At 68.3% G+C, this 16660-nt stretch carries 12 protein-coding genes and 1 pseudogene; 9 read left to right on the top strand and 4 right to left on the bottom strand.

Translation table 11 applies throughout. The features are described from left to right. Window positions 1-49: 49 nt before the first annotated feature. Complete coding sequence (locus TVH25_RS03075; RefSeq protein WP_169619925.1) at window positions 50-460, bottom strand: DUF5319 domain-containing protein; 411 nt, start codon at window positions 458-460, stop codon at window positions 50-52. Window positions 461-757: 297 nt separating this feature from the next. Between TVH25_RS03075 and guaB the strand changes: the two genes are divergently transcribed. From guaB to TVH25_RS03050, 5 genes and pseudogenes are all read left to right on the top strand, one after another. Beyond that, window positions 758-2281, top strand: coding sequence for an IMP dehydrogenase (gene guaB / locus TVH25_RS03070; RefSeq protein WP_169619924.1), 1524 nt, complete (start codon window positions 758-760; stop codon window positions 2279-2281). A gap of 72 nt (window positions 2282-2353) precedes the next feature. Further along, on the top strand, window positions 2354-3493 hold the full coding sequence (locus TVH25_RS03065) for a GuaB3 family IMP dehydrogenase-related protein (RefSeq protein WP_422423336.1): 1140 nt from the start codon (window positions 2354-2356) through the stop codon (window positions 3491-3493). A gap of 204 nt (window positions 3494-3697) precedes the next feature. Continuing rightward, on the top strand, window positions 3698-5425 hold the full coding sequence (locus tag TVH25_RS03060; RefSeq protein WP_422423335.1) for a GMC oxidoreductase: 1728 nt from the start codon (window positions 3698-3700) through the stop codon (window positions 5423-5425). A gap of 57 nt (window positions 5426-5482) precedes the next feature. Continuing rightward, complete coding sequence (guaA, locus tag TVH25_RS03055) at window positions 5483-7054, top strand: glutamine-hydrolyzing GMP synthase (RefSeq protein WP_422423334.1); 1572 nt, start codon at window positions 5483-5485, stop codon at window positions 7052-7054. A 161-nt stretch (window positions 7055-7215) separates the two neighbouring features. Next, window positions 7216-8496 (top strand): annotated as a pseudogene (locus tag TVH25_RS03050) (hemolysin family protein); the annotation flags it as partial. Window positions 8497-8806: 310 nt separating this feature from the next. Here TVH25_RS03050 and TVH25_RS03045 read toward each other — a convergent pair. Beyond that, on the bottom strand, window positions 8807-10228 hold the full coding sequence (locus tag TVH25_RS03045; RefSeq protein WP_169619918.1) for a PspC domain-containing protein: 1422 nt from the start codon (window positions 10226-10228) through the stop codon (window positions 8807-8809). Between the two features lie 130 nt (window positions 10229-10358). Here TVH25_RS03045 and TVH25_RS03040 point away from each other — a divergent pair, with 130 nt between their 5' ends. Further along, window positions 10359-11627: an ATP-binding protein gene (locus tag TVH25_RS03040; protein WP_296551772.1), complete on the top strand. Its 1269-nt coding sequence runs from the start codon at window positions 10359-10361 to the stop codon at window positions 11625-11627. Further along, on the top strand, window positions 11624-12310 hold the full coding sequence (locus TVH25_RS03035; RefSeq protein WP_422423333.1) for a response regulator: 687 nt from the start codon (window positions 11624-11626) through the stop codon (window positions 12308-12310). Before TVH25_RS03040 ends, TVH25_RS03035 begins: the two co-directional genes overlap by 4 nt. A gap of 7 nt (window positions 12311-12317) precedes the next feature. Here the strand turns inward: TVH25_RS03035 and TVH25_RS03030 are convergent, their stop codons facing one another. Continuing rightward, window positions 12318-12806 carry a hypothetical protein gene (locus tag TVH25_RS03030; RefSeq protein WP_422423332.1) on the bottom strand — a complete coding sequence of 163 codons (489 nt, stop codon included), beginning with the start codon at window positions 12804-12806 and terminating at the stop codon, window positions 12318-12320. Window positions 12807-12903: 97 nt separating this feature from the next. After that, on the bottom strand, window positions 12904-14109 hold the full coding sequence (locus TVH25_RS03025) for a serine/threonine-protein kinase (RefSeq protein ID WP_169619915.1): 1206 nt from the start codon (window positions 14107-14109) through the stop codon (window positions 12904-12906). 204 nt (window positions 14110-14313) lie between these two features. On the opposite strand from TVH25_RS03025, the gene TVH25_RS03020 reads away from it, so the two are divergent. Both TVH25_RS03020 and TVH25_RS03015 read left to right on the top strand, forming a co-directional pair. Then, complete coding sequence (locus TVH25_RS03020; RefSeq protein WP_422423331.1) at window positions 14314-15084, top strand: hypothetical protein; 771 nt, start codon at window positions 14314-14316, stop codon at window positions 15082-15084. Continuing rightward, window positions 15081-16655 (top strand): DNA polymerase Y family protein, encoded by a 1575-nt coding sequence (locus TVH25_RS03015; protein WP_422423330.1) that lies wholly within the window; start codon window positions 15081-15083, stop codon window positions 16653-16655. Before TVH25_RS03020 ends, TVH25_RS03015 begins: the two co-directional genes overlap by 4 nt. The last annotated feature ends 5 nt before the right edge of the window (window positions 16656-16660 follow it).

Genomic DNA, 16660 nt, shown 5'->3' with positions numbered 1-16660 from the left:
GCCCAGCAGCGACGCTGCTGGGCCCTCGTTGTCGTCGAGTGTGGGGGAGTCAGGGCTCTCGTCCGTACGGGTCCACCGGCAACGCGTCGTTCATCGAGGCGTCGGCGTATCCGCGGCAGTAGTCCCACGTCACGTAGGCATCGGGCGCGGGATCGAACGCAGGCTCGTGCGGACGGACGGTGCCGTCGACAAGCAACTGCAGCAGGTTCGCCCGGAGCATGTCCCAGTCGTGGTAGTGGTCCTGGTGGCAATCCTCGCAGCACACAACGAGACCGCGGACTCCACGTGGAGCCAGCAATGCCTCGTAGACCGCGAGGTCGGCGAGGTCTTCTTCCACCGCGAGGCGTTCGGCAGGATCGAGTGGCTGACCCGGCTCGATCGCGTCCAAAGCTGCGGACGGATCGTCGGGATCTCCTGCGAACGGGTCCGGGGGAAGCCCGGGGGGCAACTGATCACGCACGACTCCACGGTACGCAGCCCGAGGGGTTCTGCGCCAGCGGAACGGCCCGGACACGCCGCAACCCGGCCGCATCCCGTGTCGAATCCGCACCGGAACGGCCACGGTGCCAGGGTTGAGCGAGGACAGTTCCGGCCAACGGATATCATGGACATGTGCGCGTAGTCCCGGCTCCGGCGGTGCCGGAACGGGAAGCGCAGGCGGCGGTTCTGCAGGTCGGCATCGCTGCACACCACAATTTTCCGATGCCGGACGGTTGCCGTCCGCACCCATCGATCGTCAACGGAGGGTCCGAACCGCATGAGTAGTACCGGAGGGCATGTGCACACCGGCGGTGACGACCCCGAGAAGGTCGCCATGTTGGGACTGACCTTCGACGACGTGCTGCTGCTGCCGGCGGCGTCCGACGTCGTCCCGAGCAAGGTCGACACCTCGAGTCAGCTGACCCGCGACATCCGCCTGCGTACACCGCTGGTGAGCTCCGCCATGGACACGGTCACCGAGTCGCGCATGGCCATCGCGATGGCCCGTGTCGGCGGTATGGGCGTGCTGCACCGCAATATGCCTGCGGACGTGCAGGCCGCTCAGGTCGAGACCGTGAAGCGGTCCGAGGCGGGCATGGTCACCGATCCCGTGACCTGCAAGCCGACCGACACGCTCGCCGAGGTCGACGCGAAGTGTGCGCGCTTCCGCATCTCGGGTCTTCCCGTCACCGACGACGAAGGCCAGCTCGTCGGGATCATCACGAACCGCGATATGCGGTTCGAGGTGGATCAGAACCGGCCGGTCTACGAGGTGATGACCAAGTCGCCTCTCGTCACCGCGCGCGAAGGCGTCACCGCAGAGGCCGCACTCGGGCTGCTGCGCCGTCACAAGATCGAGAAGCTGCCGATCGTCGACGGTCAGGGCAAGCTCACCGGGCTGATCACCGTCAAGGACTTCGTCAAGACGGAACAGCATCCCAACGCCACCAAGGACCGCGACGGCCGTCTGCTCGTCGGCGCGGCCGTCGGCGTCGGTGACGACGCGTGGACTCGTGCCATGACGCTGGCGGACGCCGGTGTCGACGTCTTCGTCGTGGACAGCGCGCACGGTCACTCGTCGAACGTGTTGTCGATGATCGCCAAGCTCAAGGCCGAGGTCGGCGAGCGCGTGCAGATCATCGGCGGCAACGTCGCGACCCGGCAGGGAACGGCGGCGCTCATCGAAGCGGGCGTCGACGCCGTCAAGGTCGGTATCGGTCCCGGCTCGATCTGCACGACGCGTGTCGTCGCCGGTGTGGGTGCGCCTCAGATCACCGCGATTCTCGAAGCATCGACGGTGGCACGGGCACACGGTGTGCCGGTGATCGCCGACGGTGGCATGCAGTTCTCCGGAGACGTGGCGAAGGCCCTCGCGGCCGGCGCGTCCACTGCGATGCTCGGCTCGCTTCTCGCCGGCACGACCGAGTCGCCCGGCCAGCTGATCCTCGTCAACGGCAAGCAGTTCAAGAGCTACCGCGGCATGGGTTCGCTCGGCGCGATGCAGAGCCGGGGCGAAGCCAAGTCGTACTCGAAGGACCGCTACTTCCAGGACGACGTGCTGTCCGAGGACAAGCTCGTGCCGGAGGGAATCGAGGGACGTGTCCCGTTCCGCGGACCTCTGCAGCAGGTCACGCACCAGCTCATCGGTGGCCTTCGGGCGGCCATGGGCTACACGGGGGCGTCGACGATCGAGGAACTGCAGAACGCGCAGTTCGTCCAGATCACCGCGGCAGGCCTGAAAGAGAGCCATCCGCACGACATCACGATCACCGCGGAGGCACCGAACTACGCTGCCCGGTAGGGCCACGAGTCCGCAGCATGCCCCGTCTCAGGTGTGACGGGAGCACCGTCAATACAGGAGAAAGGGGCGCGCGTGCGCGACCTCGTTGAAATCGGCATGGGCCGCACGGCTCGCCGCACCTACGAACTGGACGACGTCGATATCGTTCCGTCCCGGCGGACGCGTTCGTCGAAGGAGGTGTCGACGGCGTGGCAGCTCGATGCGTACCGCTTCGACATTCCCGTCCTCGCGCACCCCACCGACGCCCTGGTGTCGCCGTCGTTCGCGGTGGAGCTGGGTAAGGCCGGAGGCCTCGGTGTCATCAACGGTGAGGGCCTGTGGGGTCGTCACGCCGACGTCGACGCGGTGATCACCCGGCTCGCCGAGATCGCCGACTCCGATCCGGACCCCAGTGCCGCGATCCGGTACCTGCAGGAGCTGCATGCGGCCCCGCTGAAGCCCGACCTGCTGGCCGCCGCGGTCGCACAGGTGCGTGACGAGGGCGTCACCACCGCGGTGCGCGTGAGTCCGCAGAACGCGCGCGCCCTCACTCCCGCGCTCGTGAAGGCCGGCATCGACCTGCTCGTCGTGCAGGGCACCATCATCTCCGCCGAGCACGTCGCGCACGGCGAGGACGAGCCGCTCAACCTGAAGACGTTCATCTCCGAGCTCGATGTGCCGGTGGTTGCCGGCGGCGTGAGCGACCATCGGACGGCCCTGCACCTGATGCGTACGGGTGCCGCGGGCGTCATCGTCGGTTTCGGATCGACAGCGGAGGCGACCACCACGAGTCCTTCGCTCGGGATCGGAATCCCGATGGCGACGGCGATCGCGGATGCGGCTGCCGCTCGCCGCGACTACCTCGACGAGACCGGTGGCCGGTACGTCCACGTGATCGCGGACGGAGATATCGAGACCGCCGGTGATCTGGCGAAGGCGATTGCCTGCGGTGCCGACGCCGCGGTGCTCGGCGCCCCGCTCGCGGTGGCGGCAGGGGCCGCCGGACACGGCTGGTACTGGCCCTCGGTGGCCGCGCACCCGTCGATGCCTCGCGGTGCGGTGCTCCAGGTCGCGTACGACGAGCGGCCCAGTCTGGCGCGCGTCCTGAACGGGCCGTCCGACGATCCGTACGGTTCGCTCAACCTCGTCGGCGGTCTGCGCCGTTCGATGGCCAAGGCCGGGTACTCGGATCTCAAGGAATTCCAGAAGGTGGGCTTGTCGGTGCGCGCCTGACGCAGCACCGCACGAATCTGCTCGGCTGTGGCCGAATGCTCCCCGCGTCGCTTCGGCGGCGTGAAGGCGGCATTCGGCCACAGCCGTATTCGCTGTTCGGGGTCTTGGTGCAACTCCCGGTAACGGTTAGGGTTGCCTCGTGCCGGTAATCACATCTTCGGTGTGCATACTGACCGGTAACAAATGCCGTTCGGTGGAGGTGCCATGGGTCAGCAGCGGGTTACGGACTACGACGTTCTGATCGTCGGATCCGGGTTCGGTGGAAGCGTCACCGCGCTCCGCCTGGTGGAGAAGGGCTACAAGGTCGGAATCCTCGAAGCAGGACGTCGTTTTGCCGACGCCGACTTCGCGAAGACCAGCTGGGACCTCCGGCGTTTCCTGTGGGCACCCAAGCTCGGATGCTTCGGTATCCAGCGCGTCCACTTGCTGCGTGACTGCCTGATTCTCGCGGGCGCCGGGGTGGGCGGCGGATCGCTCAACTACGCGAACACCTTGTACAAGCCCCCGGCTCCGTTCTTCGAGGACGCACAGTGGGCCGGCATCACCGATTGGCACGACGAGCTGAGCCCGTTCTACGAGCAGGCGCAGCGGATGCTCGGTGTCGTGCAGTACAGCCGGATGACCGCGGCGGACAAGGTCGTCAAGGAGGTCGCGGACGAGATGGGCGTCGGTGAGACGTTCGTCAAGACTCCGGTGGGGGTGTACTTCGGTGAAGCGGGGCGCACCGTGCCCGACCCGTACTTCGGCGGTGCCGGACCCGATCGCGCCGGCTGCATCGAATGTGGCGAGTGCATGACGGGTTGCCGTCACGGCGCGAAGAACACCCTCGTCAAGAACTATCTCGGGCTCGCGGAAACCGCAGGAGCCGAGATCATTCCGCTGACCACCGTCACCGATCTCCGTGAGGCCGGCGACGGCACATGGGACGTGATCACCGAGCGCACCGGCGCGTGGCTGCGCAAGGGCCGCCGTACCTACACGGCCTCGCACGTCGTGCTCGCCGCCGGTACGTGGGGCACCCAGCACCTGCTGCACCACCTCAAGGACACCGGTGCGCTGCCCGCGCTCTCCGATCGCGTGGGCGAACTGACCCGCACCAACTCCGAATCGATCGTCGGCGCGGGCATGTACGAGGTGCATCCCGATCTGGACATCACGCAGGGCGTCGCGATCACGTCGTCGTTCCATCCGACGCCCGACACCCACATCGAGCCCGTGCGTTACGGCAAGGGCTCGAACGCGATGGGGTTGCTGCAGACCCTGATGACCGACGGCGACGGGCCCACTCCGCGCTGGATCAAGTTCCTCGGTCAGGTGGCGAAGAATCCGCGCAAGATGCTGCGGATGCTGTCGGTGCGGAACTGGAGCGAGCGGACGATCATCGCCCTCGTCATGCAGAACCTCGACAACTCGATCACCACCTACACGAAGAAGGGGCTCTTCGGCAGCCGGAAGGTCACCAGCAAGCAGGGCCACGGCCAGCCCAACCCCACGTGGATCCCCGCCGGAAACGAGGCGACCCGTCGCATCGCGGAGAAGATCGACGGAGTCGCCGGAGGTACGTGGGGTGAGATCTTCAACATTCCGCTCACCGCACACTTCCTCGGCGGCGCAGTCATCGGAACCGATCCCGAACACGGCGTGATCGACCCGTACCAGCGGGTGCACGGCTACCCCACCCTCAGTGTCGCGGACGGAGCGGCAGTATCGGCGAATCTCGGGGTGAACCCGTCGCTCACCATCGCAGCGCAGGCCGAACGTGCCGCGGCACTCTGGCCCAACAAGGGCGAGCAGGACCAGCGGCCGGCCCAGGGCGAGGCCTACCGCAGGCTGCAGCCGATCGCACCGAAGAACCCCGTGGTCCCCGAGGGTGCCCCCGGGGCGCTGCACCTGCCCATCGTCGGGATCACGGGCTCGACCGGGGCCGCCTGATCCTCCACCGGTCCGGCCGCGGCGGGGGCACCCGGCGCGGCCGCTTAGACTGTTCTGGTGTCGCAAACCCAGCAGTCCAGGCCGGTCCTCGTCGTCGACTTCGGAGCCCAGTACGCGCAGCTGATCGCACGGCGCGTCCGTGAGGCGAACGTGTACTCGGAGGTCGTGCCTCACACCACTGCCGTAGACGAGATCGCAGCGAAGGATCCGCTCGCAGTGGTGCTCTCCGGTGGTCCCTCCAGCGTCTACGAAGACGGCGCGCCCACACTCGACCCGAAGCTGTTCGATCTCGGCGTCCCGGTGTTCGGCATCTGCTACGGCTTCCAGGCGATGGCCCAGGCACTCGGCGGCACCGTCGGGCACACCGGCGCCCGTGAATACGGCCGCACCGAGCTCGAGGTCTCCGGCGGAGTTCTGCACGACGGTCTGCCCGCGACGCAGCCGGTATGGATGAGCCACGGGGACGGCGTCACCGCAGCTCCCGAGGGCTTCGAGGTCACCGCGACGAGCGCGGGTGCCCCGGTTGCCGCCTTCGAGGATCGCGCCCGGCGACTTGCGGGCGTCCAGTACCACCCCGAGGTCCTGCACTCACCGCACGGCCAGCAGGTCCTGAGCCGCTTCCTGCACGACATCGCGGGCATTCCCGGCAGCTGGACGGCAGCCAACATCGCCGAATCCCTCATCGAGCAGGTTCGGGCACAGGTCGGAGACGGACGCGCGATCTGCGGGCTGTCCGGCGGCGTGGACTCGGCAGTCGCGGCGGCGCTCGTGCAGCGCGCGATCGGTGACCGCCTCACCTGCGTTTTCGTCGACCACGGCCTGATGCGGGAGGGTGAGCGTCAGCAGGTGGAGAAGGACTTCGTCGCCGCCACCGGCGCCCGCCTCGTCACCGTGGACGCCTCGGACACCTTCCTCCGGGAGCTCTCCGGTGTCACCGACCCCGAGACCAAGCGCAAGATCATCGGCCGCGAATTCATCCGCAGTTTCGAAGGCGCGGTGTCCGAGGTGCTCGGCGAGGGCGCCGAGAAGGGCGAGACCGTCGAGTTCCTCGTGCAGGGCACGCTGTATCCCGATGTGGTCGAGTCGGGTGGCGGCTCCGGCACCGCCAACATCAAGAGCCACCACAACGTCGGTGGCCTCCCGGAAGATCTGCAGTTCGCACTCGTCGAACCGCTGCGCCTGCTGTTCAAGGACGAAGTGCGCGCCGTGGGACGTCAGCTCGGACTGCCCGAGGAGATCGTCGGCCGCCAGCCGTTCCCCGGCCCGGGCCTCGGTATCCGCATCATCGGTGAGGTCACCCGCGAGCGACTCGAGATTCTTCGTCGTGCCGACTCCATCGCGCGCGAGGAACTCACCTCTGCCGGGCTCGACGGCCAGATCTGGCAGTGCCCGGTCGTGCTGCTCGCCGACGTGCGGAGCGTGGGCGTGCAGGGTGACGGCCGCACCTACGGCCACCCCATCGTCCTGCGCCCGGTCTCGAGCGAAGATGCCATGACCGCGGACTGGACGCGACTGCCGTACGAGACGCTCGAGCGCATCTCCACGCGCATCACGAACGAGGTCACCGAGGTGAACCGCGTCGTGCTCGACGTGACGAGCAAGCCGCCGGGAACCATCGAATGGGAGTGAGTTCCCCGAACTCGTAGGACGCCCCGGGCCGGTCGAGCACCCTCGACCTGCTCCGGGACGCCGCGCCCTCCGCCTAGACTGAGAGGTCACCGGCGAGGAGCGCGGAACATGGACCACGGCCTGAGCTCTCAGTCCCGCCGCACCGGCAGCAGGTTGCCGACGTGACCGGCGGCACGCTCGTCAACGTGGTGGCGGTCCTCGTTTTCGTTCTGGTGGGCGGGGTGTTCGCCGCTACCGAAATGGCTCTGGTGTCGTTGCGTGAGAGCCAGATTCGGGAGTTGGCGCGGCGTGGGGGCCGGGGTCGCCGCACTGCCGCACTCGCGCGTGACCCGAACCGGTTTCTGTCGGCCGTCCAGATCGGCGTCACGGTCGCCGGGTTCTTCTCTGCCGCCTTCGGAGCGTCGACCCTCGCGCCCGATCTGGCACCGGTACTGCGGGGATGGGGTCTCGGGCCTGCCGCAGCCGATGCTGTCGCCCTGATCGGCACCACCCTGGTGATCGCCTACCTGTCACTGGTTCTCGGCGAACTGGTACCCAAGCGCATCGCGTTGCAGCGGTCGACGGGGATGGCGCTGGCCACGGCACCGGCCCTCGACCGGTTCGCCACCGTCATGCGGCCGGTCATCCGGTTGCTCTCGGTCTCGACCGATGCGCTGGTGCGCCTTCTCGGTTCCGACCCGTCACTCAAGAACGAGCAGATCACGCACGAGGAACTGCGCGACATGCTCGTCGGTCTCGAGGCGCTGTCCGAGGACGAACGCAGCGTGTTCACCGAGGTGTTCGACGTAGGTTCCCGGCATTTGGGGGAGGTGATGCGGCCCCGCACGGAAGTCGATTTCCTGCGGGCCGACACCACGATTCCCGACGCTCGCGCCCTCGCTCTCGGGCTGGGTCATACGAGATATCCCGTCATCGCGGACACTGCCGACCATGTGATCGGGTTCGTGCACCTGCGCGACCTGTTGCTGATCGATCGGCCCGACGGCACGGTCGCGGACCTGTGCCGGCCGATCGTGGCGTTGCCGGGATCGAAGCCGGCTCTTGCCGCTCTGACGGTGATGCGACGGGGCAATGCGCAGATCGCGTTGGTCGTCGACGAATACGGCGGCACCGCAGGCATCGTCACGGTCGAGGACATCGTGGAGGAGATCGTCGGCGAGATCGGTGACGAGTTCGATCCCGTCGACGGTGCGCCCGGTCCGGACGCGTCGGGCACGGGACGCCCGGCGTTGCGCGAAGACATCGACGGATTACTGCACGTCGAGGACTTCGCTCGGCGGACCGGTATCGCGCTACCCGAGGGCCCGTACGACACGGTCGCCGGCTTTGTCCTCTACCGGCTGGAGCACCTGCCGCAGGTGGGCGAAAGCCTCGCTCTCGACGGAAACCGGTTGACCGTCACCGAACTCGACGGTCGCCGCATCGCGCGCCTGCGCCTGACTCGCCCCCGGCACTCCGACCCGGACGACGCATCCCGGTCGCGAGCCTGCGACCGGTATGCGTCGGTGTCGGTGCCGCGTCTACTTGGAGCGCCTGTTCGGCAGGAACACCAGCACGGCACCGATCACGACGGCTACCCCGACCAGAATCCATCCCCCGTCGAACGTGGTGAGGAAATCCACGGAGAACGGTCCGACGAGTGCCCACGCGCTGACCAGAAGCGCGACGACGCCGGAGAGCAGGAGCAGGATCGAGGGGCCGCGCCGGCACCGGCCTTCCTGCGCGGATCCGGTATCGAATGCGGTGTCGTACTCAGCCACGATGCACCTCCAGGTTTCCGAAGTCGACAGCCGCGTCCAAGGTCAGGACCGGCCCCTTTTCGCCGTCACGCCCTCCGTCGAGGCCGGGCTCGGGGCATTGCGTGATCTCGCCGGCGTCGACCGAACACGTCGTGCGGACATCGAGATTCTCGGGCAGCAGCACCTCGACGTTGCCGAAGCTGCCGTCGACGTCGACCGTGTAGTCCTCGGTGAGCTCGAGGTTTCGCAGATCGAGTGTCATCTCACCGAAATGGGACGCGTAGGCGGGCTGGAGTTCTGCCGCCGAGGTCGGCGCCCAGTGGCGATTCCCCCAATTCGAATGATCCATCGGACCGATGATCGAGGCCAGGACCACGAAGCCGAGCAGCGGTCCGGTGACGACCAGCAGTCCGTGCCCGCGATGCAGGAACGCACCCACGATCATGCCGGCGCCGATGACCGCGAGTGCGATCGCGCCGACCCGGGCCGGTGTCATCCACGCGACATCGCCGGCCACGGCGACCGCTCCTGCGGCTGCCGCAGCGAGCACCGCAAGTCCGAGAACGGTGGTGGTCAGGCGCGAGCGCCTCTTTCCGGTGGGAACGAGATCACGGGCAGGTGCCGGTGCGGGAAGATCCCACGCGAACGGCGCGACGCCGAGGGGATCCCATGCCGGCGGACCCGGCGCAGCCGGCGAGGAGTCCTTCGTCGGCGCTCCGGGGTCCGGTTCCTTACGAAGGTTCGGCGTGCCGGACGGCGTGCTCATCGGCGTGGTTCCCTCCTGCGTCGTGCCCGCCGTCGCCTCCGGCGTGCCTGTCAGATAGCCGGGGTCGCCGGGGGCCAATCCGCTGGGGGGCGGAGTCGAGGTGGTCGTCTGCCCGAACGCGTTCCGCGTGAACATCTGGTGCATGAACATTCCGTGCGAGAAGATGCCCTGCTGGAAGGGCTGCTCCGGAGATGCGGACGGGTCAGCGGTGAATCCTCCTTCCGGCGGGAGGAATCCCACCGGAGGTTCCGGCTGGCGCTGGTACAGCAACCACCAGCCGCCGAGCATCAGGAACGCACCGATGAATCCGGAACCTCCGAAGCCGGCTCCGACCGGGCCTACAGCGCTCGCCGCGATCGCGAGGGCCACCAGGATGACGATCACCTTGGTGGACGAATCCGAACTGTTCCCCCGTCCCATCAGGGATTCGAGTGGCGACACCTGATCGCCGCGGCGCGTGAACAACACCCACGCTGCCAGGTACAGCACGATTCCGGCGCCACCGAAGATCGCCGATACGGTGAAGGCGACGCGGATGAGCACCGGGTCGACGCCGTAGCGCATTCCGATCCCCGTGCACACACCGGCGACATGTCCCTGTTCCGGCAGGCGCACCGGGCGGGTGCGCCACATATCCGACAGTTGCTCGGGGAAGCTCCTCGTGGTCATGGCACCATCCTGTCGTGAAGCAGCATCGGGCACATCGGGGAGAAACCCTGATTTCCGGCGCCGCGGAACACCCTGACATCAGGGTCCGTCCCCGATGCCGTACCGGGTGCAACCGTGTCAGTATCGATACGTGCAGCCTGTAGCCGGATCACCCCTCCCCGTCCCGCGCCTCGAGCGACGGGTGGGCGGACGTGTCGTGGGCGGCGTCGCCGGTGGACTGGCGGATCACCTCGGAATCGACGTCACCAAGGTGCGGGTCGCGTTCACGATCCTGGCCGCCCTCGGCGGCGTCGGCATCGTCGCATACGGATTGTTGTGGATGTTCGTGCCGCCGGGATCGGACAGTACCCGCCCCGAGCCGGGGGAACGTCGACGCGCGGTGGGGCTGGCGGTCATGGGAATTGCCCTCGCTGTGGGCCTGTCGTGGCTTTTCAGCGGGGGAGCGGCCTCGGTCATCACGCCGGTTCTGGTGGTCGCGGTGGGCGCGGCCCTGGTGTGGCGAGAATTCGACGCGGAAGGACCGAGATCGGTCTTCGGTCTGCCGGCCAGGCCGACGGTGCTCACGTGGGCCCGCGTCCTCGGTGGTCTCACGCTCGTGGTCACGGGACTGGGAGTGATAGTCCTCGCCCAGGTCGACGTGGCGGCATTGCGGTCCTCGCTCCTGGCGGTGGTGGTGACCCTGATCGGTGCCGCGTTGCTGTCCGTACCGCTGTGGATCCGGATGTGGCGGGCGCTCGAGTCCGAGCGTGCTGCGCGCGTCCGGAACGAGGAGCGCGAAGAAATTGCGTCCCACCTGCACGATTCCGTATTGCAGACCCTCGCCCTCATCCAGAAGCAGGCTGCCGATCAGCAAGAAGTCCTTCGGCTCGCGCGCAGCCAGGAACGCGAACTGCGACGCTGGCTGTTCGGTGGAGACGAGTCGCCGCGGACTTCCCTCGCAGAAGCACTGCGGACGATCGCGGGCGAGGTCGAGGATCAGCACGGAGTGTCGGTCGTGCCCGTCATCGTCGGCGACGTGGCACCGGACGACGACATGTCGCCCGAAGCTGTCACCGCCGTTCTCGGCGCCACGCGCGAAGCACTCGTCAACGCTGCCAAGCACGCGCAGGTCGACAACGTCGATCTGTTCGCAGAAGTCGAACCGGACCAGATCAGTGTGTTCGTCCGCGACCGCGGCGTGGGATTCGATCCCGATGCGGTGCCCGGAGATCGCCAGGGACTTGCTCGTTCGATCCGCACCCGTATCGAACGCCGCGGCGGACGGACGGTGGTGAAGTCGAATCCGGGCAAAGGCACCGAAATTCGCATCCACATGCCGCGCGCCGGACGCGAGCAGAGCGAGGAGACGACCTTAGAGTGGGAGGTGACCGACCCCCACCCCGAGGAGCAGACGCAGTGATTTCGACCCCGGTGACAGCGTCCGAGGTTTCCGAGCACGTCCGCCGTTTCCGCGTCTTCCTGGTCGACGACCACGCGGTGTTCCGGTCGGGTGTCCGCACCGAGTTGGGGCGCGAACACGACATGGACATCGTGGGGGAGGCCGGCGGTGTCGGTGAGGCCGTCGCCGGTATCGAGGCTGCCCGGCCCGACGTCGTGCTCCTCGACGTGCACATGCCCGACGGTGGCGGAGTGGCCGTGCTCAACCGCATCACCGACGGTCCGGTGTGTCTCGCACTGAGCGTGTCGGACGCAGCCGAAGATGTCATCGCCGTCATCCGTGCCGGCGCGCGCGGATACGTCACCAAGACCATCTCGGGACCCGACCTCGCCGACGCGGTACGCCGGGTGGCCGGGGGAGACGCGGTATTCAGCCCGCGGCTCGCGGGTTTCGTGCTCGACTCGTTCACCGGCAGGTCTTCCGCGCCGGAACCCCCGCTCGATCCCGAGTTGGATTCCCTGACGCCGCGGGAACTCGAAGTACTGCGATTGCTCGCCCGCGGTTACACCTACCGCGAGATCGCCGAAGAGTTGGTGATCTCGGTGAAGACGGTCGAAACCCACGCGTCGAACGTGCTTCGCAAGACCCAGCAGTCCAATCGCAATGCGCTGACGCGATGGGCACACCGGCGCCGCATCGATTGACCGGCCCTCAGTGTGTCGCCAGGCGCTCCGTAGTCCTCGCGGCGATCGCTGCGGCCACGTTGTCGATTCCGCCGAGGACGCCCGCTCCGTAGCCGTCGTCGGCGAGGGCATCGGCGTAGTCCCGGGCGGCCGCGAGATGACCGGCGGCCGAGTCGAAGTCGCCGAGGCGTCGGTAGTCGTCGGCGAGGTTGAGGTGCAGCGACGGGTAGAAGCCGCGGATGCGGAGGGACTCGTGGTGTTCTCGGACGCGTCGGTCGTCCATATCGTCGGCGGCGGCCAGTGCCCTGATGTCCCATTCCAGTGAGGCTGCCGCGTCGTCGTACAGGTCGGCCAGATAGTGGGCGAGGGTGCAGCGATGGAGCGGGTCGCCTCCGGGGCCGATCCCGGCCCACAGTTCTTCGAGCGCAGCACGAGCGTCGGAGGCGCGTCCCGCGCGAGCCAGAGTCACGGCGTCGGTGATCGCTGTCATGGTCGGATCCGCTGGTGGAGTGCTCACGGTCTGCTCCCTCTGTTGGGTGGGAGCCGGATCGTCACATACCCGTCCGACATTGCCGGGCGGACCGCAGATCCTGCCTACGCGGAATCGGGAAAGGTCAGGTCACGAGAAAGCTGATGACGAGGGCGGCCACGAGCGCTGCGACCAGCAGCGCGACCATGGCTGCCATCGCCAGCGGTGCGTAGGCGACGACCTTGTCCTGCAGTGAGTCGGGTACCGGGCCGTTCGGAAGGAGGCGGTCCAGCAGCCCGGAAGGGGGCGAACTTCTCCTGCTCGGCGACGGTCCCTGCGTCTTGTGCCCGGGCGGTATCTCGCCGAGCGGCCGGTCGACGAACGACCCACGACCGCGGAGAGGCTCCGCGAGAGGGGTCGCGCGCTGCGCCCAGGAGGGAACCGTCCCGTCCTCCGACACGATGGGTCGTCCGCGGAGTTGTGCGGCCGTGCCCCCGGGACCGAGCGTCACCGCGGCGAGCAGGTCGCGGGCCTGGGCCATCGTCGGCCGACGGGCAGGGTCCGGCTCGAGCATCGACAGGAGGATGTCGGTGAGGGGGCCCGTGTTCGTGGGCATGATGATCTCGGCGCGGGCGACCCGGTGCAGCAGAGCGATCGAGTCGGCCTCGAAACCGAACGGCGGCTGGCCCTCGATGGCGGTGTAGAGAGTCGCGCCGAGTGAGAAGACGTCGCTGGCCTCGGTCGGGTCGTTGCCGCGTGCGACCTCGGGGGCAAAATACGCGGGCGTTCCGATGATCACGCCTGCCGGGTCGTTGTCGCCCTTGACCCGCGCGATGCCGAAGTCGCTGATCTTCACGACGCCGGAGATCTCGCCCCGCTCGGCGATCAGGATGTTGCCGGGTTTGACGTCGCGGTGAACGATGCCGGCTGCATGTGCGGCGGTGAGAGCGTCGGCGACGTTCGCCCCGATCTGGGCCACGATGTACGGCGGCAGCGTGTCGACGGCGTTCATCACCTGCGCCAGGCTCCGAGAGGGCAGATGCTCCATGACGAGCCACGGCTCGCCGTAATGCAGAGCGACGTCGTACATGGAGATGGCGTGTTCGTGCGTGAGCTGGGCCGCGACCCGGCCTTCGCGTAGTGCCCGGCGGCGGATCTCCTCGGCTTCGGCGTGGTCGAGGTCGGCGGTGGAGATCACCTGCTTGACAGCTACGTTGCGGCCGAGTCTGGTGTCGCGGGCGAGCCAGACGGCTCCCATGCCGCCACCGCCGAGCTTGGAATCGAGTCGATACCGCCCGGCCACCAAGTGGTCCGGGCCGACGACTCGTCCTGCTCTGTCCTGATCGACCACCTTGCCAAGGGTAATCGATGGGGTCGGGGTCGCCGGAGGCGAGACTGCGAGGTGTGGCCGGTCGCTCACTTGACGGCGAGCGAGCGCATCGGGTCTACTGAAATGGTTCGAATGAATGTTCGAATACGAATTCGCGCTGGGCCACGTCTTCCCCGTGGTCGGCCGGTCGTGTGCAACGCGGCGGGCGGATGACAGGGGTGCAAGGTGGGCGAGGTAGCCGAATTTCCGATCGGTGACGAAGAAGCAGGGCTGGAGCGGGCGCAGCAGATAGAGACGCTGCGACGACGGATCGCCGCTGTCCCCTCGCGCGGTGAGGTCTCCCGCCCGACACCGGTGGCGGAGCCTGCCGAGGTCCCGTCCCGTGGAGTGCTTCCGGTACCCGGGCCGCTTGCCGAGTTGCTGCCGCACGGTGGTCTCGTCCGCGGCACCGTCGTCTCGGTTTCCGGTGCGGCCTCCCTGTTGCTGGGGGTGCTGGCCTCCGTGACCTCCTCCGGGGGGCACGCCGCGGTCATAGGTCAGCGGCGGCTGGGATTGCTCGCTGCGGCGGAAATGGGAGCGCATCTGCAACGCCTCGCGATGGTTCCGGATCCCGGGCCCGATCCCGTCGAGGTTGCGGCGGTGCTTCTCGATGGGATGGATCTCGTCGTCCTCGGGCTGGGCGGTGCCTCCGTCCCGCCGACCCGGGCACGTGCTGTCGCGGCCAGGGCCCGGAGCAAAGGGGCTGTCCTGATCGTCACAGACGGGAGATGGGAGGGGGCACAGGTCCGGCTCGAGGCGCAGGTCAGTGGTTATGACGGAGTGGACGGGCCCGGCCTCGGGAGGCTGTGCGGAACGCGACTGTCGGTACGGGCGCACGGGCGGGCTTTTCCTCCACGCACCACCCAGATCGATGTGTGCGCCGAGCGCAGCAGAGTGCTGTGGGAGGCCGGTGGACCCCGTCGCATCGGTGACGGTGCCGGGCGGGTGGCGCAATGAACGTGCCCGCGCAAGCTCCGGCTCGGGTGGTCGCGGTGTGGTGCCCGGACTGGCCGGCGGTGGCGGCCGCGGCGTCCGCAGAGCTGCCCGCGACCACCCCGATCGCGGTGATCGCTGCCAATCGGGTGATTGCATGTTCTGCTACCGCACGCGCCGCAGGAGTACGACGCGGCCTGCGCCGTCGGGAAGCACAAGCACGATGCCCGGAACTGTATGTGGCACAGTCGGACCCCGACCGTGATGCAATCCGGTTCGAGTCGGTGGTGTCCGCGATCGATGCGGTCGCTCCGGGGGTGGAGGTGCTGCGCTCCGGTCTGGTGGTGCTGGCTGCTCGCGGTGTCGTCCGATGGTTCGGCTCGGAGGAGACGGCAGCGGAAAGCTTGGTCGACGCCGTTGCCGCAGTCGGAGTCGAGTGCCAGGTCGGCATCGCCGACGAGTTGTCCACCGCGGTGCTCGCGGCCCGGCGCGGCACCCTCGTTCCCGTCGGTGCCGGTGCCGGATTCCTGGCGCCCCTGCCCATTTCGGAACTGGCGGTGGAACCGGCACTGGCAGCTCCCGAGCGTACGGAAACGGTGGACCTGCTGCGTCGGCTGGGAATGCGCACGATCGGAACGTTCGCCGCATTGACCCCGGCCGAGGTGGCCTCCAGGTTCGGTTCCGACGCGGTCGCCGCGCACCGGAGTGCGCGAGGCTTGCCGGAACGCCCACCGTCGGGCCGGGCGATCCCTCCCGACCTGGTGGTGGAATATCCGTGCGATCCGCCGATCGATCGGGTGGACGCGGCCGCGTTCGCCGGTCGCACGCTGGCCGGGCTACTGCATGTCCGCCTTGCCGCGGCGGGGGTGGCATGCACGCGATTGCTTGTCGCCGCGCGCACCGGAAACGGCGAGGAGCACTCCCGGACCTGGCGCTGCGCCGAACCGTTGACTCCGGACGGGACCGCCGATCGGGTGCGCTGGCAACTCGACGGATGGCTCACCGGCCGCAGCGTTTCCCGCCCCACCGCGGGGATCGTGATGCTGCGTCTGGAACCGGTGGAAGTGGTGGCCTCGGGTGCGTTGCAATTGGGATTGTGGGGTGGGGTAGGAGACGAGGACGAACGGGCCAGACGAGCGCTGGTCCGCGTCCAAGGGCTTCTCGGCGGCGATGCGGTGCAGATGGGAGTGCTCAGCGGCGGTCGCGGACCGGGCGAACGCGTCGTCCTCGTGCCCGTGGGGGACGAAGCGGTGCCGGCGTCCGACCCGGACGCTCCCTGGCCCGGTCGGCTCCCCCCGCCCGCGCCCGCCATGGTCCTGCACGAACCGCCCGTCGTGGCACTGGACGACGAGTCCGGTGCGCCGGTGACCGTCACGGAACGGGGTGTGCTCGACGGGCGGCCGGCCCGGTTGCGATGGGGAAGTCGCAGCTGGACGGTGATCGGATGGGCGGGCCCGTGGCCGGTGGACGAGTACTGGTGGGATCCGGCGTCGGCTCGGCACGTCGCCCGGCTCCAGGTGCTGCTCGACGGCTCGCGTGCACTGCTCGTCATCTACGGCGCGGACGGCTGGCGGGTGGAGGGCGTCTACGACTGAGTAGG

The organism is Rhodococcus sp. 7Tela_A2 (genome assembly GCF_049311045.1).
Lineage (GTDB): Bacteria > Actinomycetota > Actinomycetes > Mycobacteriales > Mycobacteriaceae > Rhodococcus.
The sequence above is the reverse complement of the archived record's forward strand: the minus strand, read 5'-3'. Positions and strand labels throughout refer to the sequence as shown.

Bases quoted from the DNA above. Each gene is read 5' to 3' on its own strand.
- TVH25_RS03060 (WP_422423335.1), top strand. From the start codon at position 3,698: ATGGGTCAGCAGCGGGTTACGGACTACGACGTTCTGATCGTCGGATCC.
- guaB (WP_169619924.1), top strand. From the start codon at position 758: ATGAGTAGTACCGGAGGGCATGTGCACACCGGCGGTGACGACCCCGAG.
- TVH25_RS03045 (WP_169619918.1), bottom strand. From the start codon at position 10,228: ATGACCACGAGGAGCTTCCCCGAGCAACTGTCGGATATGTGGCGCACC.
- TVH25_RS03015 (WP_422423330.1), top strand. From the start codon at position 15,081: ATGAACGTGCCCGCGCAAGCTCCGGCTCGGGTGGTCGCGGTGTGGTGC.